General features: G+C 25.7%; 25 protein-coding genes. 7 read left to right on the top strand and 18 right to left on the bottom strand.

Annotation, left to right across the window (positions count from 1 at the left end; genetic code table 11):
• Positions 1 to 61: 61 nt before the first annotated feature.
• The 4 genes from ABDZ71_RS08520 to ABDZ71_RS08535 form a co-directional block, all read right to left on the bottom strand.
• Positions 62 to 1,540 carry a HAMP domain-containing sensor histidine kinase gene (locus tag ABDZ71_RS08520; protein ID WP_343760743.1) on the bottom strand — a complete coding sequence of 493 codons (1,479 nt, stop codon included), beginning with the start codon at positions 1,538 to 1,540 and terminating at the stop codon, positions 62 to 64.
• An 11-nt stretch (positions 1,541 to 1,551) separates the two neighbouring features.
• Positions 1,552 to 2,256: a response regulator transcription factor gene (locus ABDZ71_RS08525; RefSeq protein WP_343760745.1), complete on the bottom strand. Its 705-nt coding sequence runs from the start codon at positions 2,254 to 2,256 to the stop codon at positions 1,552 to 1,554.
• Between the two features lie 324 nt (positions 2,257 to 2,580).
• On the bottom strand, positions 2,581 to 3,057 hold the full coding sequence (locus ABDZ71_RS08530) for a spore coat protein (RefSeq protein WP_343760747.1): 477 nt from the start codon (positions 3,055 to 3,057) through the stop codon (positions 2,581 to 2,583).
• Positions 3,058 to 3,216: 159 nt separating this feature from the next.
• Positions 3,217 to 4,566 (bottom strand): MATE family efflux transporter, encoded by a 1,350-nt coding sequence (locus ABDZ71_RS08535; protein WP_343760748.1) that lies wholly within the window; start codon positions 4,564 to 4,566, stop codon positions 3,217 to 3,219.
• A 448-nt stretch (positions 4,567 to 5,014) separates the two neighbouring features.
• Between ABDZ71_RS08535 and ABDZ71_RS08540 the strand changes: the two genes are divergently transcribed.
• From ABDZ71_RS08540 to ABDZ71_RS08565, 6 genes are all read left to right on the top strand, one after another.
• Positions 5,015 to 5,734 (top strand): GntR family transcriptional regulator, encoded by a 720-nt coding sequence (locus tag ABDZ71_RS08540; RefSeq protein ID WP_343760750.1) that lies wholly within the window; start codon positions 5,015 to 5,017, stop codon positions 5,732 to 5,734.
• A 63-nt stretch (positions 5,735 to 5,797) separates the two neighbouring features.
• A complete protein-coding gene (locus tag ABDZ71_RS08545) occupies positions 5,798 to 7,141 on the top strand; it encodes a 6-phospho-beta-glucosidase (protein WP_343760752.1) in 1,344 nt (447 codons plus the stop codon).
• A 668-nt stretch (positions 7,142 to 7,809) separates the two neighbouring features.
• Positions 7,810 to 8,982: a hypothetical protein gene (locus ABDZ71_RS08550; protein WP_343760754.1), complete on the top strand. Its 1,173-nt coding sequence runs from the start codon at positions 7,810 to 7,812 to the stop codon at positions 8,980 to 8,982.
• Positions 8,983 to 9,133: 151 nt separating this feature from the next.
• Positions 9,134 to 10,291 (top strand): M20 family metallopeptidase, encoded by a 1,158-nt coding sequence (locus tag ABDZ71_RS08555; RefSeq protein ID WP_343760755.1) that lies wholly within the window; start codon positions 9,134 to 9,136, stop codon positions 10,289 to 10,291.
• A 489-nt stretch (positions 10,292 to 10,780) separates the two neighbouring features.
• On the top strand, positions 10,781 to 11,956 hold the full coding sequence (locus tag ABDZ71_RS08560; protein ID WP_343760756.1) for a hypothetical protein: 1,176 nt from the start codon (positions 10,781 to 10,783) through the stop codon (positions 11,954 to 11,956).
• Between the two features lie 65 nt (positions 11,957 to 12,021).
• Positions 12,022 to 13,179, top strand: a complete 1,158-nt coding sequence (locus ABDZ71_RS08565; protein WP_343760758.1) for a M20 family metallopeptidase — start codon at positions 12,022 to 12,024, stop codon at positions 13,177 to 13,179.
• 159 nt (positions 13,180 to 13,338) lie between these two features.
• Here ABDZ71_RS08565 and ABDZ71_RS08570 read toward each other — a convergent pair whose 3' ends face one another.
• The 14 genes from ABDZ71_RS08570 to ABDZ71_RS08635 all read right to left on the bottom strand — a co-directional run bounded on the left by ABDZ71_RS08570 (position 13,339) and on the right by ABDZ71_RS08635 (position 25,905).
• Entirely contained in the window at positions 13,339 to 13,902 is a 564-nt protein-coding gene (locus ABDZ71_RS08570; RefSeq protein WP_343760760.1) for a hypothetical protein, read from the bottom strand.
• 380 nt (positions 13,903 to 14,282) lie between these two features.
• Entirely contained in the window at positions 14,283 to 15,488 is a 1,206-nt protein-coding gene (locus ABDZ71_RS08575; RefSeq protein ID WP_343760762.1) for an ABC transporter permease, read from the bottom strand.
• Complete coding sequence (locus ABDZ71_RS08580) at positions 15,485 to 16,192, bottom strand: ABC transporter ATP-binding protein (RefSeq protein ID WP_343760764.1); 708 nt, start codon at positions 16,190 to 16,192, stop codon at positions 15,485 to 15,487. The genes ABDZ71_RS08575 and ABDZ71_RS08580 overlap by 4 nt, the downstream gene beginning before the upstream one ends.
• A gap of 1 nt (position 16,193) precedes the next feature.
• Positions 16,194 to 17,363: an efflux RND transporter periplasmic adaptor subunit gene (locus tag ABDZ71_RS08585; protein WP_343760766.1), complete on the bottom strand. Its 1,170-nt coding sequence runs from the start codon at positions 17,361 to 17,363 to the stop codon at positions 16,194 to 16,196.
• 133 nt (positions 17,364 to 17,496) lie between these two features.
• Positions 17,497 to 18,096, bottom strand: a complete 600-nt coding sequence (locus ABDZ71_RS08590) for a TetR/AcrR family transcriptional regulator (protein ID WP_343760768.1) — start codon at positions 18,094 to 18,096, stop codon at positions 17,497 to 17,499.
• Between the two features lie 325 nt (positions 18,097 to 18,421).
• A complete protein-coding gene (locus ABDZ71_RS08595; protein ID WP_343760770.1) occupies positions 18,422 to 18,643 on the bottom strand; it encodes a YdbC family protein in 222 nt (73 codons plus the stop codon).
• 127 nt (positions 18,644 to 18,770) lie between these two features.
• The gene (locus ABDZ71_RS08600; protein ID WP_343760771.1) at positions 18,771 to 19,565 is read right to left on the bottom strand and encodes an ABC transporter permease; all 795 of its coding nucleotides are present in this window, start codon (positions 19,563 to 19,565) and stop codon (positions 18,771 to 18,773) included.
• Complete coding sequence (locus tag ABDZ71_RS08605) at positions 19,549 to 20,196, bottom strand: ABC transporter ATP-binding protein (protein ID WP_343760773.1); 648 nt, start codon at positions 20,194 to 20,196, stop codon at positions 19,549 to 19,551. The genes ABDZ71_RS08600 and ABDZ71_RS08605 overlap by 17 nt, the downstream gene beginning before the upstream one ends.
• A 144-nt stretch (positions 20,197 to 20,340) precedes the next feature.
• Positions 20,341 to 20,649 (bottom strand): PadR family transcriptional regulator, encoded by a 309-nt coding sequence (locus ABDZ71_RS08610; protein WP_343760775.1) that lies wholly within the window; start codon positions 20,647 to 20,649, stop codon positions 20,341 to 20,343.
• Positions 20,650 to 20,942: 293 nt separating this feature from the next.
• A complete protein-coding gene (rbr, locus tag ABDZ71_RS08615; protein WP_343760777.1) occupies positions 20,943 to 21,527 on the bottom strand; it encodes a rubrerythrin in 585 nt (194 codons plus the stop codon).
• Positions 21,528 to 21,580: 53 nt separating this feature from the next.
• Positions 21,581 to 21,967, bottom strand: a complete 387-nt coding sequence (locus ABDZ71_RS08620) for a desulfoferrodoxin (RefSeq protein ID WP_343760779.1) — start codon at positions 21,965 to 21,967, stop codon at positions 21,581 to 21,583.
• Between the two features lie 243 nt (positions 21,968 to 22,210).
• Complete coding sequence (gene hcp, locus ABDZ71_RS08625) at positions 22,211 to 23,860, bottom strand: hydroxylamine reductase (protein ID WP_343760781.1); 1,650 nt, start codon at positions 23,858 to 23,860, stop codon at positions 22,211 to 22,213.
• Between the two features lie 288 nt (positions 23,861 to 24,148).
• Positions 24,149 to 24,865 (bottom strand): alanyl-tRNA editing protein, encoded by a 717-nt coding sequence (locus ABDZ71_RS08630; RefSeq protein WP_343760783.1) that lies wholly within the window; start codon positions 24,863 to 24,865, stop codon positions 24,149 to 24,151.
• A gap of 191 nt (positions 24,866 to 25,056) precedes the next feature.
• Positions 25,057 to 25,905 (bottom strand): TrmB family transcriptional regulator, encoded by an 849-nt coding sequence (locus ABDZ71_RS08635; protein WP_343760785.1) that lies wholly within the window; start codon positions 25,903 to 25,905, stop codon positions 25,057 to 25,059.
• A 313-nt stretch (positions 25,906 to 26,218) separates the two neighbouring features.
• Between ABDZ71_RS08635 and ABDZ71_RS08640 the strand changes: the two genes are divergently transcribed.
• Positions 26,219 to 26,662, top strand: coding sequence for a GNAT family N-acetyltransferase (locus tag ABDZ71_RS08640; RefSeq protein WP_343760787.1), 444 nt, complete (start codon positions 26,219 to 26,221; stop codon positions 26,660 to 26,662).
• Positions 26,663 to 26,778 lie beyond the last annotated feature (116 nt).

A 26,778-nucleotide genomic window follows, 5' to 3' on the forward strand; every position in this document is an offset into this window, starting at 1 on the left:
TAATATTACAACTATATATTAACTAAAACTTATTGCCCCAGTTTAAATAGATATTGCTAAATTATAAAAAATTAACAGGAATTATTACACTAATTTTTGTTCCCAGATTCTCTTCACTTTCTATTTTTATTTTTCCCCTATGAGATTTAACTATATTATCTACTATAGAAAGTCCTAAGCCACTGCTTTCTTTCTCTCTTAAATTATTATTTACTCTATAAAAAGGCTTAAATATTTTATCTAACTTATCTTTTGCTATTCCTACTCCTTCATCTTCTACAGTTATATAACATTCATTATTATTTAACTTCATTTCTACTTCAATTTTTGTGTTTACTTTACTATATTTTATAGAATTGTCTATAATATTTATAATCATTCTTCTTATTTGTTCTTTACTTCCTAGTATATAAATATTTTCTTCTATTTTTTTATCTATACTAATATTATACTTGTTGGATTTTATAGTCATATCCTCACATACCCTATTAACTATCTGGGATATATTTATATTTTTATATTCCACTTCTATATTAGATTCTAATTTTGACATATCTAATAAATTTAAAGTCATATTATACATTTTATCTGCTTCATATTTTATTTTTTCTATAGCATTATAAAAAAACTCTTTATCATCAAATCCCTTTTCACCAATAATTTGGGCATACCCAGATATTATTGTAAGTGGAGTCTTCATTTCATGAGTAGCATTATCAAAAAATATTTTTCTATGTTTTTGTAAAATTTCTAATTTATTTTTATCTTTTTCTATAGTATCTATTTGTTCTTTTATACATTCTTTCATGTCAATAAAGTTTTCTGTAAGCTCTCCTATTTCATCTCTAGATTTTATTTCTACTGGAAAATCATAATTACCTTTTGATATTTCTTTAGAAGCTTTACTTAACTTTATAACTGGAATTACTATAATATTAGATAAAATTAATATAAACAAAAATATAATAATAAATATAGCTAATATAGCTCCTTTAATAAGCTTTAGAAGTTCATTTCCTGATTGAGATATACTAGTATAATCTCTAGTATATCTAATTATTCCAATCATTTTTTTGTTTATATATATAGGATTGGAAAAGGAGATAATAAATTTATCTTTCATTTTCAAAATTGAATAAGAAGCATCACCATTTTTAGCAGATTTTAAATCTTCTTTGTTATCTTGAACTTTCTCTCCATTACTATTATAAATATTTCCATCTTTATAAATAGTATCAAATAAAAATATTCCGTCTTTAGAATAACTAACAACTTTTTCATCTAGTTTTGAAGATAGAGCTAATGATATTTGTTCACTATTTTTTTCAAAACTATCAGCGGTATCTTCTATAAAATTAAGTTCTAAATATTGTTTTATAAAAAATGTACTATCTCTTTGCTCTTTTAAAAGTTCATTTTTTATTATTTTTTTATTGTTTTTAAATATTATATCTCCTGTAACAAAACTTATTAAAGTAAATCCTATACAAAATATTGATAAAAGTACTATTATAAATTTATATCTTATAGATATCCTCATAAGCTGCTCCTCTAAATCATTTTATATCCTACTCCAAATAATGTTTTTATTATTGATTCTTCTGAAGAATCGTCTAATTTTTTCCTTAATCTTTGTATATGAACATCTACAGTTCTAGTATCTCCAAAAAAATCGTATCCCCATATTTTCTCAATAAGATTTTCTCTAGAAAAAACTACATTTTTATTTTCTGCTAAAAAACATAATAAATCGAATTCTTTAGGTTTTAATTCTATATTAATATCATTTTTTATCACTTGTCTTCTATCTTTAAACATTTTAATATTATCTTTAATCTGTATAGTATTATTTAGTTCACTATTATCCTTATCTTTAATTTCATTTAATTCTTCTATCCTTCTTAAACAAACTTTTACTCTAGCTAAAACTTCCCTTATGTCAAAAGGTTTAGTTATGTAATCATCTGCTCCAAATTCTAATCCTAAAACCTTATCTACAATATCATTTTTAGCAGTAAGCATAATTATTGGTACTTTATATTTACTATTTATAGTTTTACAAACTTCAAACCCACTAATTCCTGGAAGCATCAAATCTAATATTATTAAATCTATATCATTTTCTTCAAATTTGTTAATTCCATCTTCTCCACTTGGAGCTTCAATTACATAATATCCTTCTTTCTTTAGTGAATAAGATAAAATATCTCTTATACTTTCTTCATCTTCAACTAAAAGTATTTTATATTTTTTCATTTTTGTATTTCTCCTTTTTAATCTATATACTTTAAATTATACATATACTTATTGCCAAATTATAAACATCTATTTTGTAAAATAATCCATTTATACTATGCTATATTTTTTAATTCTAATTAATTAAATTACATATATTAAAACTCTAAAATAGAACTATAATATACTTCTTCAATACTTATTATTTCCTCAATATATTTGAAATTTATTATATAAAAATAAATATGTAAATTTATAAATTACTCTTAAAATAATATGCTTTATAATTTTATAGAATAAAAAGCCTTAGATTAATTCTATCTAAGACTTTTTTAAATTTATTTTTTATTTTACATTACACATATTTTTGCTATACATATAATTAAATATTTCTTCACCATGCTTTTGCTCATCTTTTTGAATATGCTGCATTGCTTCTCTTACTATAGGATTAAAAGATTCAAATACATCATCTCCATATGTACCTGCTACATATTTTTCTGTAGATAATAAATCATTGCAAATAACTTCATCTTTTTTATTACTCATAACCCCTTGAATGTTATTTTCTATTGTAACTTGCTTATTTTGATTTGGCTTTTGTGGTTTAGGAACATTTATCTTAGGATCTTCTCCTTTTAGTAAAGTATCTAAAGTATCATAATGTTCCTGCTCTTCTCCTGCAAGTTTACTTAAAATTTGTTGTAATTTTGGATCTTTCACTTGGTTTGAATAATTTTGATATTTTTGAATACAAACTTCTTCATTAATTTTTGCATCTTCTAAAAACATTCTTTCTTTCTCAGTAAGTTGTATTGTCATAATACTTCACCTCCTAATATAGCTTTTGTAGAGAGATAAAATAATATGTACTTTTTTTAAGCTAGATTAATAAAGTATTTTCCCTTTTTGTTCAATCATAAAATAAAAAGAGAAAATGACTTATAAATACTATCAAATATTTATAAGCCATTTTTACTTTTAAATTTTCTTTTTATATTTCTTAACTTCTTTTAATAAAAACATAGATGTAATAATCATTGATAAAAAATCACTTATAGGAAAAGAAAACCACAATCCCCAAACTTTTAAATTATTTATATTAGGAAGAATTAAAGCTAGAGGTATAAATAATATTATTTGACGAAGCAAAGAAAAAAATAAAGACTGCCCTACTCTTCCTATGGATTGATAAAAAGTAGTTGCTATAAGCGGTACTCCCATTAAGGGTATAAAAATCATAACAATTCTTAATATGACTTTTGATTTTAAAATAATTTCTTTATTTATTGTAAATATAGAAACAATTACCCCAGGAAATAACTCTCCTAATATACAAGAAATTGTTCCAATAATAACTGTAATAATTATGCTTAATTTAACAGTTTCTTTTACTCTATTTAATTTTTTTGCACCATAATTATATCCAATTATAGGTTGTATACCTTGTGTAATTCCTCTTAAAGGCATATAAGTAAATAGTATTATTTTATATATTATCCCATAAATAGATAAATATATTTCTCCACCATAATATGCTAAAGAATTATTTATAACAATTGCCACAATACTTTCTGCTCCTACTAAAATAAAAGCTGAAGCTCCTATAGATACAATATTTTTAATAATAGAACCTTGTAATCTAAAATCACTTAACTTTATTTTGAATATAGTTTTACCACTATTAAGATAGAAAATTATATATATTAACTGAAAAAACTTTGCTAAAATTGTTGCAAAAGCTGCTCCTTTTATTCCCATATTTAAAGGAAATATAAAAAAATAATCTAATATTATATTAGATAAAAAACCTAAAAACATAGAATAAGTAGCATCTTTTGTATTTCCTTCACTTCTAATTAAAGCACAACACATAACTACAAAAGGATGAAACAATATTCCAAATATCATTATAAAAGCATATTCTTTTGCATAAGGAAATATATTCCCTATTGCCCCAAATAATATTAAGATTTTATCAATATAAATCAGACCAATTGTTGTAAAAACTGCTCCTATAAGTATCATTAAAATCATCGCATTTCCTGCTACTAAATTAACTTTTTTATAATCTCTTTCCCCAATTAATCTTGATATATAAGAGGCAGCACCTATACCAACTAACTGAGCAGTAGCTATCATAAACATTTGGATAGGTAAATAAATTGCAACTCCTGCAATTCCCATAGCCCCTACGCCTCTACCAATAAAAATTGTATCTACAATATTATACATAGCATTTACAAACATAGCTATAGTGGCAGGTACTGCCAATACTTTTAGTACATGATTAATCTTCCCTTCTGCTAGCATTTTTTCTCTTGAAGTCAATATTAATCCCCCTCGCATGAATGCTTTATTCTATATTTTTATAACTATATACTAAAAATATAATTCTTCTTTTATTTTATATATTTATTAATATATTCTATTTGTCTTACAAGTTATAATTCAGTTTTAAATTTAAATATAATAATACCCTTACTATTTATTTATGATATATTTCATAAAACTTTCTAATTTTTTTATCTTTTTCTCCTTGCTATGATTTTCATAGTCTGATATATTATAAGTAAGTGGTATAGTCCACTTATCCAGTATAGCTTTAATTTAAATTATTTTTACTAACAAGCTATTTAGAAGCTAATGGAAAATTTAAAATATATATTTTATTATTTTTAAGTATATAAAACAAATTTACTAGAAAAAACAAAAAGTAAAATAACTAATTCATTCTATGCAGAGCATAATTACATAAATTTATAAGGAGTTAATTACTATGAAATTAGATGAAAATAGTCCCATTCCACTATATTATCAACTAGAAAACTTAATTAGAGAAAAAATTGAAAATGGTACTTTTAAAGTTGATGAAAAAATTGAATCTGAAAGAAAATTAAGTGAAAAATTAAATTTAAGCAGAATGACTATAAGTAAAGCCATTAATAACCTTGTGGAAGAAGGAATTTTATATAGAAAAAGAGGACAAGGAACTTTTGTTTCTAAACATAAAGTAGACTTCTTTCCTGGTCTTAAAGGATTTACTCAAATAATAAAAGATAAAGGTATGACCCCTTCAAGTAAAGTAATAACTCAAGATTTAATTACCCCAGACAAAGATCTATGTAAAAAATTAAATATCTCAGAAAATGATAAAGTAATTTTTACAGAAAGATTAAGACTTGCTGATAACCAAATTATTAATCTAGAAAAATCTTATGTTCCTTATTCCTTATGTCCAAATCTATTAGATACAGATTTAACTTCTGAATCCATATATAAACTTTTAAGTAGTAATGGATATAGGCCTACAAAATCAAAAGAAAAAATTCAAGCTATACTTTGCGATGAAGATCTTAGCAAACTTTTAAAAATTAATATTAATGATCCTATATTAAAACGTAAAAGAATAACTAATTCAAAAGATACTGTAATTGAATATACTTTTAACTATTATAGAGCAGATATTTATGACATGGTTATAACAATAGATATTTAAAAATAAAAAGTTTCCTCAGGATATTTTCCTACTCTAAAATAAATAAATTGGAGGTATTTTTATATGTCAAACAAAAAAGGTTTAAAAATAGCTGTTATCGGTGGTGGAAGTAGTTATACTCCTGAAATTATTGAAGGCTTTATAAAAAGATATAATGAACTTCCTGTTAAAAACTTGTATTTAGTTGATATTGAAGAAGGCAAAGAAAAACTAAATATAGTTGGTAATCTTGCTAAAAGAATGGTTGAAAATGCTGGGGTTGATATGAATATTCATCTTACTTTAGATAGAAAAGAAGCAATAAAAGATGCTGATTTTGTAACTACTCAATTTAGGGTTGGACTTTTAGAAGCTAGAATCCGTGATGAAAAAATTCCTCTAAGATATAATTGTATTGGTCAGGAAACTACTGGAGCTGGTGGTCTTGCTAAAGCTTTAAGAACTATTCCAGTTATATTAGATATTTGCAAAGATATAGAAGAGCTTTCCCCTGATGCTTGGCTTATAAATTTCACTAACCCAAGTGGAATAATAACAGAAACTGTGCTTAAACATTCTAATGTAAAATGTATTGGACTTTGTAATGTTCCAATATTAATGCATATGTTAAGTGCTGATGTATTAAATGTATCAAAAGAAGATATAAGAATGGACCTAGTAGGATTAAACCATCTTGTATGGGGAAGAGATGTTATATACAAAGGTGAAAGTAAAATTAAAGAAGTTTTAAAACACTTAATTGCTGGAAAAGGTTACACTGCTAAAAATATACCAGATCTTGATTGGGGAAAAGATTTATTAGAATCTTTAGGTATGCTTCCTTGTCCATATCACAGATACTACTATTTAACAAATACTATGTTAAAAGAAGAAATGGAAGCTTCTAAAAAAGAAGGCACTCGTGGAGAAGTAGTAAAAAAAGTTGAAAAAGCTTTATTTGAATTATATAAAAACCCAGATTTAAAAGAAAAGCCAAAAGAACTTGAAAACCGTGGAGGTCAATATTACTCTGATGCTGCTTGCGAACTAATTAGTGCTATTTACAATGATAAAGGAACTATCCATTATGTTAATATACAAAATAACGGTACTATAAGTTGTATTGCTAATGATTCTGTTATTGAAAGAACTTGCTATGTTGACAAAGAAGGAGCTCATCCACTTAATGTTAAACCTCTTCCATCTAAAATAAAAGGAATACTTCAACCTGTTAATGAATATGAAGCCCTAGCTGTAGAAGCTGGTGTTCATGGAGATTATGCTGCTGCTCTTCAATCTTTACTTGTTCATCCTTTAGTTGAAAGTAGCATATGTAAAAAAGTTTTAGATGATATAATAAGAGAAAATATTCATTACTTACCACAATTTAAAAAACTTATAGAAAACAATAAGATTTCTATAAAATAATTACTGGTTTGTTATTTATTATCTTATATAAAAATAATAATAGAAAATAATCTGATGAATTTTTATTATTTTTTCAAATTAAATAATAAAAAAATACTTTCATAAATAAATTATATTGATGTAAAAAAAGTAGTGAGTCTTATCACTACTTTTTTTATTTTATATTAAACAAAACAATATTCTTATATTTATTTTTTAGAATTCTATTATATAAAGCTATTTTATATAAATAAAATAGTTATTTATTATAAAGTTCAATTCTACCCCTTCTATTCATCTATGTCGTTTTTGAATATATTTATTCAAATTTTTTCCATTTTGATATTCTTCAATTTTTTAACTACTTTTTTAACATTTATTTCTAAAACTCTTAATTCATTTTTACCCTATTTTTCTATCAAATACCACTTTATTAACCCTATTAATACTAAAAGTTTAATAATTTTTATAAAAAAATGTTATCTTTATTTAAATCTATACATATTATAAATTAAAATATTAAATTTTATAATTTTTAATAATAATTTTTCCATTATACTCCTCATAATAAAATGATTTTACTTTTAATTTTAAAACAGGAAATTAAATGACATATTAAAATTGCTAGTTATTTATTTTAATATTCCTTAAGTATTACAATTCCCTTTTAAAAAGGAGGTAAGTTATTTATGAATTTTAGTTTGATTGCATCATTTGCTATTATACTTTTAGTTTTAACCATTGGAGAAATTATCTCTATGAAAACTAAAGCTTTTGTTCCTTCTGTTTTTGTATCTGCTGTACTATTTTTAGTTGGATTTTGGACTTTCTTTCCAAAGGATCTTATTGCAAGAGGATCTTTTGCCAAACCAATTGTTTATGTATCTATGTATTTAATATTAGTTCATATGGGTACTCTTATGAGTTTAAAAGAATTATTATCTCAATGGAAAACAGTCTTAATATCTTTAGGCGGTGTTTTAGGTATATGCCTAATGACTCTTACAATAGGAAAAGCATTTTTCGGATGGAAAGCAGTTGTAGCTGGTACTCCTCCACTCACTGGTGGAATTGTGGCTTCAATATTAATGGCAGAAACAGCAGCTAAAAAGGGTCTTCCTACAGTTGCTTTACTTGCTACTTGTATGTATATAATGCAAGGTTTTATTGGATATCCTATATCAGCAATTTGTCTAAAAAAAGAAGCTAAACGAGTACTTATAGATTTTAAAAACCAAAAATCTTCCCCTAGTAAATCTTTTTCTATTAAAAATAACACTAAGAAAAAACTTATTCCTCCTTTACCTAAACAATTTCAAACTCCTTATATGATTTTATTAAAATTAGGTCTTGTTGCATGGATTGCTTGTAAAATTGCCCCTATAGTTCATATTAATGATTTTGTTGTTTGTTTAATATTAGGAGTTATAGGTTGTGAATTAGGATTTTTAGAAGAACAATCTTTAAATAAAGCTAACGCTTTCGGATTCATAATGACTGTAGTAATGGCCTTTATATTTGCTAATCTTTCTCAAGCTACACCAGCTATGTTAGGTAAAATAGCAATACCTTTGTTTGGAATTATAATACTAGGGGTTATTGGTATGTATATTGTTTCTGTTATTTTAGGTAAAATATTTGGTTTTTCCAAAGAAATGGCCTTTGTATGTACTCTAACTGCTCTATATGGGTTCCCTGCAAATTATATATTAACTCATGAAGCTATTGAATCTATATGTAAAAACGATGAGGAAAAGCAATATGCAATTGATATTATACTTCCTAAAATGCTTGTTGCAGGATTCACCACTGTAACTATAGCCTCAGTTATTATAGCGGGATTTTTTGTAAAATTACTATAACATTTTATATTAATTTATTAAGCTAACAATTAATACCTGAAAATTTATTAACAATAAAAAATTTAAATCCTAAAAATTTTATCTAAACAATAAAATTATTAAAATATGTAAAAAAGAAAATTAATTTTATTTATATATAGGAGGCAAGTATATGAAAATAAAGGAACTTACTAAAAAATATAAAGAAGAAATAATAGCATTAAGAAGAAAATTCCATCAGTATCCTGAATCCAGTTTAAATGAATATAATACAAATAAAATGATAAAAAAAGAATTAGATAAGATTGGAATCCAATATAAAAACATAACTAATACAGGAATATTAGCAGAAATAAAAGGAAAAAATCCTGGTAAAACTATAGCTTTAAGAGCTGATATAGATGCCTTACCTGTTACTGAAGAAAATACTTGTGAGTATAAGTCTAAAAACGAAGGATTTATGCACGCTTGTGGTCATGATTGCCATATATCTATGCTCTTAGGAGCAGCTATGATTTTAAATGATATAAAAGATGATATAAATGGTACAGTAAGACTATTATTCCAACCTGCAGAAGAAATTGCTAAAGGTGCTAAAATGATGATTGAAGCTGGTGCCTTAGATGGGGTAGACGGCATATTTGGTATGCATGTTTGGAGCGACATAGAACATGGATGTGTATCTGTTCAAGAAGGGCCTTTAATGGCTTCAGCAGATATATTTGAAATTAATGTAAAAGGAAAAGGTGGCCATGGTAGTGCTCCTCATCAAGGAATAGATTCTGCTTTAGTTTCTTCTTCTATAGTAGTAAATCTTCAAAGTGTTGTCAGCAGAGAATTAAGTCCTTTAGACCCTGCTGTTGTAAGTATAGGTTCTATTAATTCCGGTTCAAACTTTAATGTTATAGCAAGTGAAGGATCTCTCACCGGTACCACAAGATGTTTTGATCCTAAAATAAGAAATAAATTTCCTGAAATCATTGAAAGAATAGCTAAATCAACTGCATCTACTTTTAGAGCTGATGCTGATCTTAAGTACTCACTTGGAACTCCTGTAGTTATTAATAATAGAGAATGCTCAAAATTAGCTGAAAAATCGGTAGAAAAAATTGGCGCTAAAGCTATAAGTATAGAAAAAATCACAGGAGCAGAAGATTTTGCAGAATATCTAAATAAAGTTCCTGGAGTACTAGCATTAATTGGAGTAAAAAATAAAAATAAAGGAGCAACTTTCCCTCAACATCATCCTAATTATACTATAGATGAAGATGCCCTTGAAATTGGCTCCGCTCTTCATGTTCAATATGCATTAGATTTTTTAAATAGATAAATTTATAAAAGGCTTCTAAAATTCAAAGTGAGTAAAATTCATTTTAAATTTAGAAGTCTTTTAAGTTTAATACAACTATCACAAAATTAAATAATAAATATATTTGAGATATATATAAATGTAGTTTTTTTTTAATTTTTTTCATTCATTTATATATTTTTTTGATTAAATCCTGCAAAATTAAATAAAATAAAATTTTACAAGAATATAACTTTAGCTGACTAAAATATTAATTTGCCGGTTAATTTGGTACCCTTTTCCATGTAAACCTTATTATTTATAAAAATATTCTAGAAAACGAATAATATTATTCATCCCATTCTCTATATAGAAAAATATAATTTTATCAAAGTTATATATTTTTTCATATATTCCATTTATTTAAATATAACCACTATTTTTACTTTTGACACTGTAAATTACTATTGATATAATTAACGAAATTTTAAAAATTTTGTCGAAAAATATTCATAAAAGGGGGCTAATATTATGACTTTTAGCGTAATCGCAGCATTTACTATTATTTTAGTAGTATTAACAGCAGGTGAATTTGTTTCAGCGAAAACAAAAGCTTTCGTTCCATCTGTATTTGTATCTGCAGTACTATTTTTAATTGGGTTTTGGACTTTCCTACCTAAAGATATTATTGAACAAGGTTCTTTTGCAAAACCCATAGTGTACATTTCTATGTATTTATTATTAGTTCACATGGGAACTTTAATGAGCTTAAAAGAATTGTTATCTCAATGGAAAACAGTTGTTATAGCTCTAACTGGAATTATAGGTATATGTTTATTAACTCTTACTGTTGGTAAATTACTTTTTGGTTGGGAAACTGTAGTAGCAGGTACACCTCCATTAACTGGTGGTGTTGTAGCTTCAATACTAATGTCTAAAGCTGCAACTGACAAGGGACTTACATCTATTGCGGTTCTTGCAACATCTATGTACATAATGCAAGGTTTTGTAGGATATCCTATATCAGCTTTATGTCTTAAAAAAGAAGCTAAACGTGTTCTTGGAATCTATAAAACTGATGGAAAAAAATCAAATTCAGCTAAAAAAGCTGTAAACTTTACTCCTAGAAAAAAACTTCTTCCTCCACTACCTGAAAAATATCAAACTCCATATATGATTTTACTTAAATTAGGATTAGTTGGATGGCTTGCATCTTTAATTGGACCAGTTATTCATGTTAATGACTTTGTTGTTTGTTTAATATTAGGTGTTATTGGTTGTGAAATAGGTTTCTTAGAAGAAAAAGCTTTAAATAAAGCTAATGCTTTTGGATTCTTAATGACTACATTAATGGCATTTATATTTGCTAATCTTTCTCAAGCTACACCATCTATGTTAAAGCAAATAATTGCACCATTATTTGGAATAATAGTTTTAGGTGTTTTAGGTATGTTTATTGTATCTTTAATAGTTGGAAAACTTCTAGGTTTTTCAAAAGAAATGGCATTTGCTTGTACATTAACGGCCTTATATGGATTCCCAGCTGATTATATTTTAACTCATGAAGCTGTTAAGTCTGTATGTGAAACTAAAGATGAAACTGAATATGTACTTGATGATATGCTTCCAAAAATGCTTGTGGCTGGATTTACAACTGTAACTATTGCATCAGTAATCATTGCTGGTTTCTTTGTTAAATTACTTTAATTTATTAAAATATAATTTATTTTTTCATAATATTCAAAATCAAATATATTTAGGGGGCGGATTATATGATAGTAAAAGAAATGACTAAGAAATACAAACAAAATATTATAGATTTAAGAAGAAAATTTCATATGTATCCTGAAGCTAGTTTAAAAGAATTTACTACAAGTAAAATGATTAAAGAAGAATTAGACAAGCTATCTATTGATTATAAAAGTGTGCCTGATACAGGAATAATAGCTGAAATCAAAGGTAAAAATCCAGGTAAAACTATAGCTTTAAGAGCTGATATAGATGGTTTATCTGTTACTGAAGAAAACACTTGCTATTATAAATCTAAAAATGAAGGATTTATGCACGCCTGTGGACATGATTGTCACATTTCTATGCTTTTAGGAGCAGCTATGGTATTAAATGATTTAAAAGATGAATTAAAGGGTAATGTTAGATTAATATTCCAACCATCAGAAGAAATAGCTGATGGTGCTAAAGTAATGATTAAAGCTGGTGCTTTAGATGGTGTAGATGGAGTATTTGGAATGCATGTTTGGAGCGATATTGAAGTTGGCTCTGTATGTGTTCAAGAAGGACCTTTAATGGCTTCTGCGGATTTATTTACTATAAAAGTAGAAGGACAGGGTGGCCACGGTAGTGCACCTCATCAAGGTATAGATTCTGTTGTAGCATCTTCAGCTATAGTTATGAATTTACAAAGCATTGTTAGTAGAGAATTAGGACCTCTACAACCTGCCGTTGTAAGTGTAGGATCTCTTAATTCTGGATCAAGATTCAATGTTATAGCAAGTGAAGCAATTTTAAATGGTACAACAAGATGTTTTGATCCTAAAATCCAAGAAAAGTTCCCTAAAATAATAGAGCGAATAGCTAAAGATACTGCTGCTACTTTTAGAGCAAAAGCTGAACTTCAATATACTATTGGTACTCCTGTAGTAATAAATAATAAAACCTATTCAAAACTTGCTGAAAAATCTTTAGAAAAAATAGGAGCAAACTCTATAAAAATAGAAAAAATTATGGGCGGAGAAGATTATGCTGAATATTTAAATAGAGTTCCTGGGGTACTTGCATTAGTTGGTGTAAGAAATGAAGCTAAAGAAGCAAATTATCCTCAACATCATCCAAAATATGCTGTAGATGAAGATGCCCTTCAAGTAGGAACATCACTTCATGTACAATATGCTTTAGATTTTTTAAATCAATAACTATTATAAATTATTAAATTTAATAAAAATAATATACTTAAATTTATTTTACAAAAATCTACTTTCCTAATAAAATAGATTTGTATATATCTCTATAAAAAGATATTTCTAAGAAAAATCTTAGAAATATCTTTTTTATAATTATATGTTTTCATTATTTTACTTTTTCATAAAAAAGCTAAAGGGATCTTTTGTATAACCATTAATTTTGTTTACAACTGTTACATTACGAATATGATAAATTTTATTATTATAATCTTTTGCTTGATTGTCAGCTATATATGCATAATCATATTTTCCTTCTTCTACCCATCCCATAAATACATATACATGATTCGGTGTTCCATGACTATTGCCTTCTGTAGAATCTTTTGTAAAAACTAAATCTCCTGGTTGCAATTTTTTATAATTAGTTTCTTTTTTCCATCCTTTTTTCTCTAAAAAAGAAATAAACTCAACTACATTACACATACTATCTGGTACTTTATAATCATTTCTTCTTAATACCTCAGATATAAAGAAAACACACGTATTTGCTGACTTACCTCTATTTAAATTAACAGCTCTTGAGTATACTTGCACTCTATTGCTACTACTTTGTAAAAAAGTATGAATTTTTTCTCTTCTTTCTTTATATTCATTATTATTTTTTATTTTCATACATGCAAAAATTGAAACTGTAACACATAAAATTAATCCAAATAAAACTATAACTTTTTTCATAAATCCTCCTATAATTCCTTTCTATCTTAGTAACTAAATCTATTATATAATAGAAACTTTGCCAGCTTGTAACCTAAATTCTTAAGAATTTATTACAAAAGTATATTTTTATTAAAATTCTTCTTTTTATCTATATATTTAAGTTTATATATAAATATTATTCTTCTTTTATACTAATTATATATTTAAATATTACTTTCAAATATATAATTATCTTATTATATTATAGGGACCTATATTTTATTTAAAAAATAGATTTAAAATCTACTCCTTATAATTTTTCACAAGAAAAACCATAAGATAATTTTTAAAAAACTATCTTATGGTTTTATTTTTCTGTACTAAAAGCACTTATCAATATAATAAAATATTAAAATAATTTATTCATATCTTAATGCATCAATTGGATTTAATTGTGCTGCTTTTTTAGCAGGGTATATTCCAAAGAATATTCCAACGGCTGAAGAAAATAGTATTGCAGTAATTATAGCTACTATAGATATACTAGGCTCTATATCAACTACTAATCCTATAACTTTTGCAAAAACTACTCCAAGTATCATTCCTATAATTCCACCTATTATAGAAATGATAACAGACTCTGTTAAAAACTGAAACATTATGTCTTTTGTGGTAGCCCCAAGTGCTTTTCTTATACCTATTTCTCTTGTTCTTTCAGTAACAGATACAAGCATTATATTCATAACACCTATTCCTCCTACAAGTAAAGAAATTGCTGCAACAGCACTTATAAATGTTGTAAATATTCCAAGGACATTATTTATCTGATCTAATTGTTTTAATACGCTTTCTGCAGTATATACATCTTGCCCTTTATTATGGTGCCTATTTTCTAATATATTTTTAGCAATATTACCTGCATCTTCTGCCTCATCTTTACTCCCAGCTATCATTGACAAAGAAGTTATATTAAAGTCATCAGAAAATAACTGATTTAAAAATGTAATTGGCGTACTCAAGAATACTGGCATTTTATCTCCAGCCATAAAAGGCGCTGAAAATCCTTCTGTTACTCCAATAATTCTAACTTTTTTAGATGAACCTTTAAAAGATATTTTCATATATCTTCCTACAGCATCGTCTGTTCCAAAAAGACTTTCTGCAGAATTTTTATCAATTACGCCTACAGCCTTTCCTTCTATATATTCTCTATCATTAAAAAATCTGCCGTATAGTATTTCTTGATTATTTATATATTTTAAATCTGTATTTCCACCACTAACTACTAAGTCTTTATTTTTACTACCTTCTGTTGCGATTCCTTGTTTTTGTACCATTGGAGATACATATTTAATTTTATCTACTTTTTCTTTTATATATTCACTATCTTTTAATGTTATATAATCAGTAGAACTAGCCTTTGTTATATCTACTTTTATATTAACTGTAGAAGCTCCTATTTTTTCAAACTGACCAGATATATTTTCTTTTCCACCTTGCCCTAGGGAAACTATAGTTATAACTGAGCTTATTCCAATTATTATACCAAGCATAGTTAAAAAAGAACGAAGCTTATTTGATCTTATACTATCCAATGCCATCTTTAGGTTTTCTATCAAACTCATTTTATTATCTCCCTATCTAAAACTTTTTCATCTGAAACTATACTTCCATCAGTAAATTTTACTATTCTCTTTGTATATCTAGCTACATCCGGTTCATGAGTAACCATAACTACAGTTACTCCTTCATCATTTAATTTTTGAAATATTCTAATTATGTCATTAGTAGATTTTGTATCTAAATTTCCAGTAGGTTCATCTGCCATAAGAACAGAAGGATTATTAACTATAGCTCTAGCAATAGCAACTCTTTGTTTTTGTCCTCCTGATATTTCATTAGGTTTATGTTTTATTCTATCTATAAGTCCTACTTTTTCTAAGGCACTTAATGACTTTTCTCTTCTTTCTTTTAAAGACACTCCAGAGTAAACCATTGGTAGCTCTACGTTATCCAATATAGTCATTCTAGGAAGTAAATTAAACGATTGAAACACAAATCCTATTTCTCTATTTCTAACATATGCAAGTTCGTTTTCAGTGAGATTTGTTACATCTTTACCATTTAATATATATTTGCCTTCATTCATTTTATCAAGACAACCTAATATATTCATAAAAGTAGATTTACCTGATCCAGAAGGACCCATTATAGACGTAAATTCTCCCTCTTTTATTGTTAAATTTACTTCTTTTAATGCAGTAAAGCTAATGGCTCCTGTATTATATGTCTTACTAACATCTTCAACATGTATTACATTCTTACTCATATTACTTATCACCTGCTTTGTCTTTTACCAAAGTTCCATTTTTTATGGATGCTGTAGGATTTAATATAACTTTTTCTCCTATTTTTAATCCTTTTTTTATTTCTGATTCCATATCAGATTGGATTCCTAATTCTACTTGTCTTTCTTCTGCTTTTCCATCCTTTAATACATAAACTAAGTTTTTACCTGTTTTATCATTTTTTATACTTTCTACAGGGACTTTTAAAATATTTTTAGCCTCTCCAAGTAATATATCTATGTCAGCATCAAAACCTACTTTTAATCCTTTTGGAGTTTTTTCCAAAACATCTACTTTGCAATCTAATGTTGTATTGCCACCGCCTGTTGGTGTCTTAGCTTGTTTAGCTGCTGGAGCAATAAAACTTACTTTTCCATCATATTTATAATCTTCATTTTTAACAGTTCCTGTCATTCCTATTTTAATTTTATTAGCATCATATTTACCTAAAGGAACAACAACTTCTAAATCACTAATATTTTGAACTACTACTAATGGACTGGCCCCTGTTGCTCCCATGCTTCCAACGGATGCATTTAATTCAGTTACAATACCATCTATATCTGATACTATATTACTTTGTGTCTGGTTTATTTTTTCATTAGCTGATTCTACTGAAAGATTTGCTGCATTTACAGAATTATTTGCTTGAGTTATTTTTTCATCTGATATTGGTTGAATAGATTTTCTTTGCTGTTTTAATGTTTCTAATTTAGCTAAATCTTGCGGGTTTTTACTTTTTTCCAATTGTGAAATTTGACTATCTAATTTAGATATCTGATCTTCTATTTTAGATTTACTAGCCAATAGTTCTTTCTTTTGCAAAACTGCATTATCGTATTGAATTTGAGCTTGCTTTTTAGGTGTTTGTAAATCCGGTGTTTCAAAAGTTATTAATTCTTGACCTTTTTTTACTGTATCTCCAACTTTTACTTTAACACTAGATACTTTAAGTTGAGTTCCATAATATTCTTTTTTATTCTTAGATTCTACTTTACCAGTAGTTGATAAGTAGGATTTTATTTCTCCTTTTGTAACCTTTCCTGTTTTTACTTCTATACCCTTTTTCTTTTTTCCGCCAAAAGCAGATATTCCTATTATTGCTACTAATAGAACTACTACACTTACAGCTATTATGACTTTCTTTTTCATAGGTACCTCCTTATTTTTTCACACATTTAATATAAAACTTAAATACAATTTATTTATAAATATAAATACTGAATTTTTTAAATCCCTTATCTATATATTTTAACCATATCTAAAACCTAATACTTATAATTAATTAACAAACTTTAGCTATTTCAAGTAAAGATAATAGATTTTCTTTCAATGAATTTTCAAGTCCTGATTTTTGACAAACCATCCATTCTACCATTGTTCCCTTAATACATATATTTATGAGATTAGCTATTTTACTAGCTGGAATATCTTTTTTTATATATCCTTCATCTTGAGCTTCTTTAACTATTAATTCAAAAACACCTTTTATTTTTTTAGTATTTTCCTCATTGTGTTTTCTTAATCTATCATCTTTTTTTATTGCAGATAAAAACAATCTGTGAAAAGCTTTCGTATCTACCTCTATATCTCCAAAACAAATCATTTCCCTTTGCATCTTACCAATTGATTTTACTATAAAATTAACTTTATCATATATATTTCCCTCAACATGTAGTAATTCTTCACCATTTTTATCTATATATGAATGAAAATATTTATCAATAATTTCTTTTAATAATTCTTCTTTGCTCTTAAAATGATAATAAAATGCGCCTTTAGTTAAATTAGTTCTTTTTATTAATTCATTTAAAGATATAGAATCAAAACCTTTCTCTAAAAAACCTAAAAAAGCTGTTTGTAATATCATTTCTCTAGTACTCATAATTACCTCCTATATCTACATACCGACTGGTTGGTTTTATTATACTATTGGCATTACCTTTTATCAAGGATTAAATTTTTGCCATTTCATATGATTACATATAATTTATTTGTTTTTAATAAATGTATTCAATTATATAAATTTTTTATCTTAATAACATTATAAATTATATATATATTAATAAAATAAAATTAAACTTAAAAAACACTTAATTTTTATAGATTGTGATAAAAATAATAAAAGTACTCCAATTTAGCTTTAAGCTAAATTAAAATACTTTTTAGTATACCAATATTAAAATATAAAACTATACTTCTTATTTAAATTACAAATCCATCTTATTTAGTAAATCTCTTAAATTTTTCAATTCTTCTTTTGTTATAGTAATTCCTTTACCCATTTTTTCATGTTCTGGTGCCCAATCTCTTAAATCATATTTAGGTGATCTATCATTCCAACTTATTAAATTAAGTTCTTTAGTCCATCCCTTTGATGATTCTGAAATTTCACCTAACTCTTTAACTATATCATATTTTATATTTGCCATATGATTTCCTCCTTTACATACCTTTATAACATAATATGAAATCCTATAATATATTTAAATAAATATATATAATCCTAAAACTCACAAAATAACCTACTAAAAATCATATTTTAATTATATTATAAAACTACTTAGAATTTAAATATATATTAAGCTGATTTTCTTTATTAAAAAATGTTTTATACCCAAAAATCAAAGTAGATATAATACTTAAAGATACTGATCCAAGTATACCTAACATAATTACTATTTGGTATGATATAGCTGTAGTTGGAATTATTCCAGATAATATCTGTCCTGTCATCATGCCTGGTAAAAATACTATTCCCATTCCTATCATTGAATTCATAGTTGGCATTATTGCTGCATCAAAAGAATTATTTATAATTTCTTTAGATGCTATTTTAGGGGTTGCTCCTAATATTAATGCTTCTTCAATATATTCTTTTTTAGTAGTCATCCCTTCAACTAATGAATTTATTCCAAGTCCTACTCCTGTCATTGAATTACCTATAAACATTCCTGCAATAGGTATTAAATATTGTGGATTATACCAAGGTTTAATTCTAACAACTACTAATAGAAAATAAATGATACAGATAAAAGTTCCCAAACTAACAGAAAGAGCTATAACTTTTTTTAAATTATTTGAAAGTCTATTTTTAAATTTTTTAAATATTGTATAAACCGAAAATACTTCCATTAAAAATATTATAATCATAGTAACTATAGGATTAGGATTTTTAAAAATATATGTCAAAAGATATCCTACTAATACCAATTGGAAAGTCATTCTAAGGGAAGATATAATAAGCTCTTTTTCTTTTCTTATACCTCTATGTTTAAATATAATAAAAACTATAAGTATAAATACAAACGCTAAAGCTACTTGGTAATTAGATAAATTAATTACACCATTCATATTTTTCCTCCTTAACATTTCCATTTTCAATTTCAATTACTTTATCAGAATATTTAATAGCTATTTTATTTGAATGTGTTATCATAACTATAGTTTTATTAAAACTTGCAGCTTCTTTAATAATAATATCCATTAACTCATCAGCTAATTTTTCATCTAAAGCAGAAGTTGGTTCATCTAACAAATACACATCACTATTTAACAATAATATTCTTGCTAAAGCTAATCTTTGACGTTCTCCTCCAGATAACCTATTAGAATCATCTTCAAGATTTTTGTTTAGTTTTACTATATTCAATACTTTTTTCATTTCACTTTTTTTAGGTAAAGCTTTTTCTTGATATATAAATCCCTTACAAAGATTTTCTTCTATAGTTCCTTTAAAAATAACTGGAGATTGTGACAACATAACCACAGATTGTCTATGTTTTATACTATCTATTTTTTTTAAATCTTCTCCTTTATATGTTATCTCTCCTGATGTTGGTGAAATAAGTTTATTAAGCATCCTTAATATAGTAGTTTTTCCACCACCACTTTCACCTACTAATGTAGTAACTTCACCTTTCTGTATTTCTAAATTTTCTATATTTACTATATCCTTATACCTAACATCTTTAAATTTAAACATTATATCCCTTCTCCCTATTAATAAATTAATTTTATTATCTAGATCATACTTCAATATTAAATTTTCTAAATACAAAATATTACACTCTTTCTTTAATACTAAGAAGGTATCTCAATTCCATATATCCTGTCTAACCTATAAGGATTATTCATGTATTTCTCCAAATAAGGATTCAGCCTTTACATAAGCTTCTTTTAAAACTTCTTCTCCAAGTTCAGTAATAGAATAAAATTTTCTTATTCTTCCATTAATATTTTTGTTGCTTCTAAAAAGCAATCCTTCTTTTTCCATCTTAGAAAGCATTGGATATATAAGACCTGGACTAGCTTTATATCCATGATTTTTTAGTTCCTCTATCATCCATGACCCATATATAGGATCTTTTTTAGCATGATATAAAATGTGTATTTGAATAAAACCTAAAAATACTCTTCTTAATATTTTTTCTTTCATAAATCTCTCTCCTAACACTTATAAGTTTAAAACTTACACTTTCTAAATCTATTAAGTCTTATTTTTATTTACTTTACGTCTTTGCTATATAATAAATATCAATATACGATATCATTTATTAATATCGTATATTGATATTATAATCTATATTAAAATTTAAATCAATATTTTAGTATCTAATATATTTTAGAAAATATACCCATAATAAAATATTTACTATAATTTTAAAAGGCTATTGATAAATTAAATTATCAATAGCCTTAAAATACATTATATTTTTTTATAATTAATTTTTAAAAGTTGTCACATAATACTTCAAAGTATGATTTTGGATGAGCACATGCTGGACAGACTTCTGGAGCTTTTTTACCCTTATAAATATAGCCACAATTATTACATTTCCAATAAACTTCTCCATCTTTTTCAAATACAGTCATGTTTTTAACATTGGCTAATAATTTTCTAAATCTTTCTTCATGGTGTTTTTCTACAGAAGCAATATTTCTAAATACAGCTGCAATTTCATTATATCCTTCTTCCTCTGCTACTTTAGCAAATTCAGGATATAACTCAGACCATTCTTCATTTTCTCCTTCAGCTGCTGAATCTAAATTTAATTTTGTATCTCCTAAAGCTACAGGATAACTAGCAGTAATTTCTATAGCTTCCTTTTGAAAATCCTCTTTTAAAAATTTAAAAAATCTTTTAGCATGTTCCTTTTCGTTATCTGCAGTTTCTGTAAATATATTTGAAATTTGAACATATCCTTCTTTCTTTGCTACAGATGCATAGTATGTATATCTGTTTCTAGCTTGTGATTCACCAGCAAATGATTTAAGCAAATTTTCGGCAGTTCTACTTCCTTTTAAAGATTTCATATTAATACCTCCATATAAACTTTTTTTATTTTATATTTATATACAATTATAATTTATAAATTTTTCTTCCAAAGTCCATGTATATTACAATATTCTCTTGCAATTACATCTTCTGATTTTTCTATTTTAAATACAGCTTCTGGTTTGTCATTAGGATTTAATTCTTTTCTATAAATATTTTTTCCTGATATTAACTCTATCCATTGAATATAATGTTTTTCAATCATTGGGTGGTCTTGTTTTTCTCCAATTTTAACTTTGTATCCATCTTCTATTTCCTCAATGAAAGGTACATGCTTTTCTAGTGATGTATCTGCTGTTTGTTCTTTTAAAAGATCCATATTCTTTCCACAACATACAAGGGGAGCTCCATTAGAACTTAATATTTCTACAATATTTCCACAAGTATTACATTTATAAATTTGAAGATGCTTTGTCATTATATTCCCTCCTAATAATTAATATTTAATCTCTTTTATTAAATATTCTCTTTAATCATAAATAATCCTTTTATTTATTATACAATAATTATTATTAAAAAACAATAATTATATTTTTTATTTTAATAATTGCATATCTTTATTTTTATTTCATAAATAAAAATAAAGACTGCTAATAATTTATCTTTATCAACAGCCTAAATCTATTATTTAAAAATTATAATTTAATTATATTTAAATTTCTTATCCTAATATTTCTTCTAAGTCTTTCTCTGGTGTAGATATAGGTTTTATATTAAATTTATCTACTAAAACTTGTAATACATTTGGAGTTACAAAAGCTGGCAATGTTGGTCCTAAATAAATATCCTTTATTCCAAGATATAATAATGTAAGTAGAACTGCCACTGCTTTTTGTTCATACCATGAAATTATAAATGAAAGTGGAAGTTCGTTAACAGAGCAATCAAAAGCTTTAGATAAAGCTAATGCAATCTGTATTGCTGAATATGCATCATTACATTGGCCACAATCAAGAACTTTAGGAAATCCTGCAACTGTGCCTAAATCCAATTTGTTAAAACGATATTTTCCACAAGCAAGTGTTAAAATTATAGTGTCATCTGGAGTTTGTTTTGCAAAATCAGTAAAATAATTTCTTCCAGGTCTTGCACCATCACATCCACCTACTAAGAAAAAGTGTCTTATCTTTCCTGACTTAACTGCATCTACAATTTCATTTGCATGACTTAATGTAGCATTTCTTCCAAATCCTATAGTTATCTTCTTTTCTTTTTCATCCTCAGTAAATCCGCCAAGCTCTAAAGCTTCTTTTATTACAGGGCTAAAATCTTTTTTACCATCTATTGTAGGTATATGAGTAATTCCACTAAATCCTACAACACTAGTTGTAAATATTCTATCTTTATAACTATCTCTAGGTTTCATAATACAATTACTAGTCATCACTATAGCTCCAGGAATATTATCAAATTCCTTTTGCTGATCTTGCCATGCTCCTCCATAGTTTCCTACTAAATGTTTATATTTTTTAAGACCTGGATAAGCATTACATGGAAGCATTTCTCCATGGGTATATACATTTATACCTTTTCCTTCTGTTTGGTCAAGTAAATCTTTTAAATCCCTTAAATCATGACCAGATACTATTATAAATGGTCCCTTTTTTCTAGTTACTGAAACTTCTGTAGGCTCTGGATGACCAAATGCTCCCGTATTAGCCGCATCTAATACTTCCATACATTTTAAATTAGTTTTTCCAAGCTCCATATTAAGATTGAAATAATCCTCTACAGTTAAATTTTTATCCAAAGTTTTACCCATAGCTTTAAACATAAAGTTAACTACTTCTTCACTATATTCGCCTAATATATATGCATGATGATGATATGCTCCCATTCCTTTTATTCCATAAATTAAAAATTCTCTTAAAGAACGTATATCCATATCTAAGTTTTCATCATCCATAACTCCTAGGTTAGGAACTTTAGGAAGATTAAGTATTCCTTCTCTTGTTTCTGGAGAAACAAAATCCGCTCCTTCTGGTACATTACTTACTTCTCCAGCACTTTCTTTAAGAACTTTTTTTACTCTGTTTGCTTCTTTTATATATTCTATAAATCTTTCTCCATCAAAATTTACATTAGTAAGAGTTGAAAATACACCTTCTGTAAAAAATTCACCTATCTTTTGTGGAATTTTATTTCCCTTTTCTAAATTACAAGAGCCATAAAATCCAACACCTTTTAATATGTAAATTAATACATCCTGCATTTTAGCTACATCAGGGTCTTTACTACAAACCCCAACTTTTGTACATCCTTTTCCTCCTGCTGTTTGCTCACACTGATAACAAAACATTGAATTTTCCATATGGTAACCTCCTTAAGTTTTACACTTAATTTAGTTTTCCTATATTAATATAAAATATTCTTATTAGATAATATAAATCTAAATAATTATAATTCTTTAGCCATAGTAAAATTAAATATAAAAATCATAGATTTATAACTTTGATTTAAAATAATTTTATTATTTATTAAATCTACTTATATTAAATGGAATAAATTTAGAAATTATAAAAAAATCCTATACAATAGATTTTAAAGTTACTATTATATAGGATTTAATTATTTATATAAATTATAGAATTTTTTATCTTTAATCTTCTAATTCAACATATATTCTTTTATTATTTTTTCCTTTACTTTTAAACTTAACAATATTTATTTTAGAAACTTCACTAGTATTTTTAACATGAGTTCCCCCATCTGCCTGAAGATCTAATCCATCTATTTCTACTGTTCTAATTTCTTTTATACCTTCTGGTAATAGATTTATTTTTGTTCTTATTAAATCAGGAATTTTCATAGCTTCTTCTCTTGAATGTATAGCAACTTTTATATCTCTGCTATTTTTAACTTCTTCATTTACTTTTTCATTTATTTCATCTATAAGATCCTTATCAAAAGTTTCAAATTCAAAATCCATTCTTGCTTTTAAAGGCTCCATATTACCACCAGTTACTTTTGCTTTATAATCTCTCCAAACAACACCACATAAAATATGCATTGCAGTATGAGTTCTCATTAATTTATATCTATATTCCCAATCAAGTTTTCCTTTAGCATTTTCACCTAACTTAGGAAGCTCTCCATCAATATAATGATATATATGTTGTCCCTCTTTTTTTACTTTGCTTACTATATATTCTTTTCCATCTACTTTTAAAATACCTTTATCACAAAGTTGACCACCGCCCCCTGGATAAAATGCAGTTTTATCTAATACTACAGCATTTTTTTCTTGATCAACTTTAACAATCTTACATTCAAATTCCTTTACATAACTATCCTCTTGAAATATTAATTTATTCATTTTAAAGCCCCCTATTATTACTAATAAAAATTCGTATTTATTTAATTTATATTTATTAATATAATTTAAATCATATTATTTTATTTAAATATATTATTTCTAAAGAAAGCTAATCCCCTTTTAGCTTATATTTAGTCTTAATATTAAAAAACAAATAAACTTTATTTATCTTACACTAATTTTAAAATTTATTAACTCTTTTTTTCTTTCCATTTAATCTTTTCAAATTCCTCATCTGTATAGTCAAAATAATCTCTTCTTGCTTTGTCACAAAAAACTTCAAATTTTTCTTTTTCTTTTTCACCTAAACTATTTGAATACACATTTACCATTAAATCATGAGAAATATAATCTTCACTCATTTCTACAAAACCTGAATCCTTTGCCCAGGTAACTTTACTATCTGCTCCTCTTGAAAGTATTCCAAATACTACATGGGTACTATCTACTGCTATTGTCATATATCTTTCTTTTTTTTCAGCTAAATATCTGTCTATTCTTCTATGAGTTACTAGTTGTTTATATTTATTATTCACCCCAAGATATATTCCTTTAACTGTTACCCCTCTTTCTATAGCTTTATCTAAAGAATCTGATATTTCATTTATTTCTTCTTCCCATATTGATAACGCTATTCTCTCTTTTGCATCTGATATTAATAAATTTATAAAATCTATTATTTTTTCTCTTCCATTTATTATAACTAATCTGTTATCATCTTTATTTTTGATATATACTTGCTTTGTATATTCTTCTATATTGTCCATCATATTGTCAAATTTTTTCTTATATTTTTCTAATAAAGATTTAGGTTCTAAAGGATAATATGAAACTGATTTTCCTTCCTTTTGTTCAAATACAATCTGCTTGTCTTTCAAACTATTTAATACCTCATATATCCTAGATCTAGGTATTCCTGAATTTTTACTTAAAGTATATCCATTTACAGGGTATTGTCCTAAAAGACTTAAATAAGCTTTAACTTCATATTCAGTCATTCCTAAGTTTTTCATATTATCAATAATAACTTCGTTATCCATATTCTACTCCTTGCATTATTATAATTTTTATAAGTTCATTTTTTAATTTATATTATCTAAAATTTATTATAAATCAAAACTTATATAACTATAATATCATTTTATAATTATCATTTATATATAAGTTATAAAATCCTACAGCATGGTAACTACATCAGTAACTACTAAAATATATGTTAGTAATTATTATAGTAGCTACTATTTTATTTGTCAAGTTATAAAAAATAATTAATATATTATATAATTTTTCTATATATTGAGTATAATTATAAATAAATATTCTATTTAGTTAATACCTAAGGAGGTTACTTATTTGAATTTTATTATTAAAAAATTTAATGATTTAACACTAGAAGAGCTTTACTCTATATTGAAAGCTAGGAATAAAGTTTTTATAGAAGAGCAAAATTGTCCTTATATGGATCTAGACAGTTTAGACCAAAACTCATATCACTTATTTTTAAAAGAAAAAAATGAAGTAATAGCATATTTAAGAATTCTAAAAAAAGGTTTATCTTTTAAAGAAATATCTATAGGAAGAGTTTTAGTATTAAAAGAATATCGTAAAAAAGGATTAGCATATAAAATGGTATTAAAGGCTATATCTTTTATTGAAAAAAATTTAAATGAAAAAGAAATTAGAATATCCGCTCAAGAATACATAAAATCCTTTTACAAAGGCTTAGGATTTAAAGAAGTTTCCGAAGTTTACTTAGAAGATAATATCCCACATATTGAAATGTTATATAAATCTTAATCCCAAAATATGTTATTTATTTTTAACTATATTGAGGAAATGATAATTCTATAAGAAGGTAAAGGAATACATGGTAATATTTAATTTTATACAGTATTTTACATTAAATACATTTA

Origin of the sequence: Clostridium oceanicum, from assembly GCF_039521385.1 — a bacterium.
Taxonomy (GTDB): Bacteria; Bacillota; Clostridia; order Clostridiales; family Clostridiaceae; genus Clostridium_F; species Clostridium_F oceanicum.

What these genes read in the sequence shown, in the direction of transcription:
- ABDZ71_RS08520 (WP_343760743.1), bottom strand. Translation starts at nt 1,540, where the DNA reads ATGAGGATATCTATAAGATATAAATTTATAATAGTACTTTTATCAATA.
- ABDZ71_RS08600 (WP_343760771.1), bottom strand. Translation starts at nt 19,565, where the DNA reads ATGAATGGTGTAATTAATTTATCTAATTACCAAGTAGCTTTAGCGTTT.
- ABDZ71_RS08590 (WP_343760768.1), bottom strand. Translation starts at nt 18,096, where the DNA reads ATGAGTACTAGAGAAATGATATTACAAACAGCTTTTTTAGGTTTTTTA.
- hcp (WP_343760781.1), bottom strand. Translation starts at nt 23,860, where the DNA reads ATGGAAAATTCAATGTTTTGTTATCAGTGTGAGCAAACAGCAGGAGGA.
- ABDZ71_RS08585 (WP_343760766.1), bottom strand. Translation starts at nt 17,363, where the DNA reads ATGAAAAAGAAAGTCATAATAGCTGTAAGTGTAGTAGTTCTATTAGTA.
- rbr (WP_343760777.1), bottom strand. Translation starts at nt 21,527, where the DNA reads ATGAAATCTTTAAAAGGAAGTAGAACTGCCGAAAATTTGCTTAAATCA.
- ABDZ71_RS08570 (WP_343760760.1), bottom strand. Translation starts at nt 13,902, where the DNA reads ATGAAAAAAGTTATAGTTTTATTTGGATTAATTTTATGTGTTACAGTT.
- ABDZ71_RS08550 (WP_343760754.1), top strand. Translation starts at nt 7,810, where the DNA reads ATGAATTTTAGTTTGATTGCATCATTTGCTATTATACTTTTAGTTTTA.
- ABDZ71_RS08620 (WP_343760779.1), bottom strand. Translation starts at nt 21,967, where the DNA reads ATGACAAAGCATCTTCAAATTTATAAATGTAATACTTGTGGAAATATT.
- ABDZ71_RS08525 (WP_343760745.1), bottom strand. Translation starts at nt 2,256, where the DNA reads ATGAAAAAATATAAAATACTTTTAGTTGAAGATGAAGAAAGTATAAGA.
- ABDZ71_RS08580 (WP_343760764.1), bottom strand. Translation starts at nt 16,192, where the DNA reads ATGAGTAAGAATGTAATACATGTTGAAGATGTTAGTAAGACATATAAT.
- ABDZ71_RS08555 (WP_343760755.1), top strand. Translation starts at nt 9,134, where the DNA reads ATGAAAATAAAGGAACTTACTAAAAAATATAAAGAAGAAATAATAGCA.
- ABDZ71_RS08530 (WP_343760747.1), bottom strand. Translation starts at nt 3,057, where the DNA reads ATGACAATACAACTTACTGAGAAAGAAAGAATGTTTTTAGAAGATGCA.
- ABDZ71_RS08565 (WP_343760758.1), top strand. Translation starts at nt 12,022, where the DNA reads ATGATAGTAAAAGAAATGACTAAGAAATACAAACAAAATATTATAGAT.
- ABDZ71_RS08545 (WP_343760752.1), top strand. Translation starts at nt 5,798, where the DNA reads ATGTCAAACAAAAAAGGTTTAAAAATAGCTGTTATCGGTGGTGGAAGT.
- ABDZ71_RS08630 (WP_343760783.1), bottom strand. Translation starts at nt 24,865, where the DNA reads ATGAATAAATTAATATTTCAAGAGGATAGTTATGTAAAGGAATTTGAA.
- ABDZ71_RS08595 (WP_343760770.1), bottom strand. Translation starts at nt 18,643, where the DNA reads ATGGCAAATATAAAATATGATATAGTTAAAGAGTTAGGTGAAATTTCA.
- ABDZ71_RS08610 (WP_343760775.1), bottom strand. Translation starts at nt 20,649, where the DNA reads ATGAAAGAAAAAATATTAAGAAGAGTATTTTTAGGTTTTATTCAAATA.
- ABDZ71_RS08605 (WP_343760773.1), bottom strand. Translation starts at nt 20,196, where the DNA reads ATGTTTAAATTTAAAGATGTTAGGTATAAGGATATAGTAAATATAGAA.
- ABDZ71_RS08560 (WP_343760756.1), top strand. Translation starts at nt 10,781, where the DNA reads ATGACTTTTAGCGTAATCGCAGCATTTACTATTATTTTAGTAGTATTA.
- ABDZ71_RS08575 (WP_343760762.1), bottom strand. Translation starts at nt 15,488, where the DNA reads ATGAGTTTGATAGAAAACCTAAAGATGGCATTGGATAGTATAAGATCA.
- ABDZ71_RS08635 (WP_343760785.1), bottom strand. Translation starts at nt 25,905, where the DNA reads ATGGATAACGAAGTTATTATTGATAATATGAAAAACTTAGGAATGACT.
- ABDZ71_RS08540 (WP_343760750.1), top strand. Translation starts at nt 5,015, where the DNA reads ATGAAATTAGATGAAAATAGTCCCATTCCACTATATTATCAACTAGAA.